General features: G+C 71.3%; 3 protein-coding genes. All 3 read left to right on the top strand.

What is annotated here, in order from left to right; genetic code table 11:
* Window positions 1-169 precede the first annotated feature (169 nt).
* The 3 genes from rimM (at window position 170) to rplS (ending at window position 2,170) form a co-directional block, all read left to right on the top strand.
* The gene (rimM, locus tag ACFV61_RS31310; protein ID WP_079135601.1) at window positions 170-811 is read left to right on the top strand and encodes a ribosome maturation factor RimM; all 642 of its coding nucleotides are present in this window, start codon (window positions 170-172) and stop codon (window positions 809-811) included.
* Between the two features lie 35 nt (window positions 812-846).
* Entirely contained in the window at window positions 847-1,665 is an 819-nt protein-coding gene (gene trmD, locus ACFV61_RS31305) for a tRNA (guanosine(37)-N1)-methyltransferase TrmD (RefSeq protein ID WP_063351119.1), read from the top strand.
* Between the two features lie 154 nt (window positions 1,666-1,819).
* Window positions 1,820-2,170 carry a 50S ribosomal protein L19 gene (gene rplS / locus ACFV61_RS31300; RefSeq protein WP_063347674.1) on the top strand — a complete coding sequence of 117 codons (351 nt, stop codon included), beginning with the start codon at window positions 1,820-1,822 and terminating at the stop codon, window positions 2,168-2,170.
* Window positions 2,171-2,319: the final 149 nt, after the last annotated feature.

The raw sequence follows: 2,319 nt of genomic DNA, 5'->3' as shown, positions 1-2,319 counted from the left end.
TTGTATATTTTTTTTCTATCATGTCAGTGCCTGAGCTCCCTCGTGGCTGCGCGGCGGGTGGTGCGGTCGCCCCCCCCGCGCCGGCCCGCCCCCCCCCCCCCCCCCTTTTCGCGTTTCTCGCGCTTTCCGCATTCCGTCCCGCTCTAGGAACTCCAGGAGAACGATCACCGTGCAGCTCGTCGTCGGCAAGATCGGCCGCGCCCACGGCATCAGGGGGGACGTCAGCGTCGAGGTCCGCACCGACGAGCCGGAGCTCCGGCTCGGCCCCGGTGCCGTCCTGTTCACCGACCCCGCGTCGGTGGGACCGCTGACCATCGAGTCCGGCAAGGTGCACAGCGGCCGGCTGCTGCTGCGCTTCGCCGGCGTCAAGGACCGCAACGCGGCGGAGGCGCTGCGGGGCACGCTGCTCATCTCCGAGGTCGACCCGGAGGAGAGCCCCGAGGACCCGGAGGAGTACTACGACCACCAGCTGATCGGCCTGGACGTGGTGCTGCTCGACGGCACCCTCGTCGGCGAGCTGACCGAGGTCGTCCACCTGCCGTACCAGGACCTGCTCACGGTGGAGAAGGCCGACGGGACGGAGGTGCTGGTGCCCTTCGTCCGCCAGATCGTGCCGACCATCGACCTGGAGAACCAGCGCGCCGTGATCACCCCGCCGGTCGGCCTGATCGAACCCGAACAGGCCGAGGTCGCCCGTGGCGCTTCCGCCGAGGGCGAGGACGCCGAGGACACCGAGAGCGCTGAGGGCGCCGAGGTTGTCGACGGCGCCGAGGGCGCGGCCGGTGCCAAGGGCGCGGAGGGGTCGAAGTGACGGTGGAGGAGGGCGTCGCGCAGGTCCAGAACGGGATGCGGATCGACGTCGTCTCGATCTTCCCCGAGTACCTGGAACCGCTGAACATCTCGCTGGTCGGCAAGGCCCGCTCCCGCGGCCAGCTGGACGTGCACGTCCACGACCTGCGCGAGTGGACCCACGACGTGCACCGGACGGTGGACGACAGCCCGTACGGCGGCGGCCCCGGCATGGTGATGAAGCCCGAGCCGTGGGGCGAGGCGCTGGACGCGGTGGTCGCCGGCGGGCCCGAGGGCCAGCTGCCGACGCTCGTCGTGCCCACCCCCAGCGGGCGGCCGTTCACGCAGGAACTCGCCCAGGAGCTGGCGAGCCGCCCCTGGCTGGCGTTCACCCCCGCCCGGTACGAGGGCATCGACCGGCGGGTCATCGAGGAGGCGGCCACCCGGATGCCGGTGGTCGAGGCCTCGATCGGCGACTACGTGCTGGCCGGCGGCGAGGTCGCCGTGCTGGTGATGGTCGAGGCGATCGCCCGGCTGCTGCCCGGGGTGCTCGGCAACGCCGAGTCCCACCGGGACGACTCCTTCGCGCCCGGCGCGATGGCGGACCTGCTGGAGGGCCCGGTCTACACCAAGCCCGCCGAATGGCGCGGCCGGACCGTGCCGGACGTGCTGCTCAGCGGAAACCACGGCCGGATCGCCCGCTGGCGGCGGGAACAGGCCTTCGCCCGGACCCTGGCGAACCGCACCGACCTGGTCGAGCGCTGGCGCTACGGCGCCTTCGACAAGAAGGACCGGGAGGCGCTCAGCATCCTCGGCCTGGCCTGGGACGAGGAGCTCGGCCGATTTCGGTCCGTGGCCGTTGGTGTGGAAGAATAGGCCGCTGTTGTCTGTCGCTGGGCCCCCTTCGTAGGGGCCACGTGGACCGGCGCCCTCGCCACGGGGGGATCGCCGTCAGCCGATGCGGCCCGCAGCAAACCCCATTGTGACGAACTTCCGTGGGCGGCCCGTGGCGCCTGCGATGGAGAGCAACATGAGCAACAAGCTCGCTGCTGTCGACGCGGCCTCGCTGCGTAGCGACATTCCGGCCTTCCGCGCCGGTGACACCCTGAAGGTCCACGTCCGGGTCATCGAGGGCAACCGCTCCCGTGTCCAGGTCTTCCAGGGCGTCGTCATCCGCCGCCACGGCGCCGGCGTCGGTGAGACCTTCACCGTTCGCAAGGTCAGCTTCAACGTCGGCGTGGAGCGCACCTTCCCGGTGCACACCCCGGTCGTCGAGAAGATCGAGGTCGTGACCCGCGGTGCGGTTCGCCGCGCCAAGCTGTACTACCTGCGTGACCTCCGCGGCAAGGCCGCGAAGATCAAGGAGAAGCGCGACCGCTGATCCACCGTCCCCCGGCCTCGCCGGGGGATCGGATCGCTCCGAGGGGCCGGGCCACCGCACGGTAAGCTCAGCCCCCGATGAGCACGCACGAACCACCCGCGGACCGCGACGGCAGTCCCGCACCCACCGGTGCGGACTCGCTGTCGCGG

The sequence above is a fragment of the Kitasatospora sp. NPDC059817 genome, from assembly GCF_042731835.1.
In the GTDB taxonomy this organism is placed as follows: domain Bacteria; phylum Actinomycetota; class Actinomycetes; order Streptomycetales; family Streptomycetaceae; genus Kitasatospora.
Note: the sequence above shows the minus strand (reverse complement) of the source record. Positions and strands in the feature narration are given on the sequence as shown.

What these genes read in the sequence shown, in the direction of transcription:
- trmD (WP_063351119.1), top strand. Translation starts at nt 847, where the DNA reads ATGCGGATCGACGTCGTCTCGATCTTCCCCGAGTACCTGGAACCGCTG.
- rplS (WP_063347674.1), top strand. Translation starts at nt 1,820, where the DNA reads ATGAGCAACAAGCTCGCTGCTGTCGACGCGGCCTCGCTGCGTAGCGAC.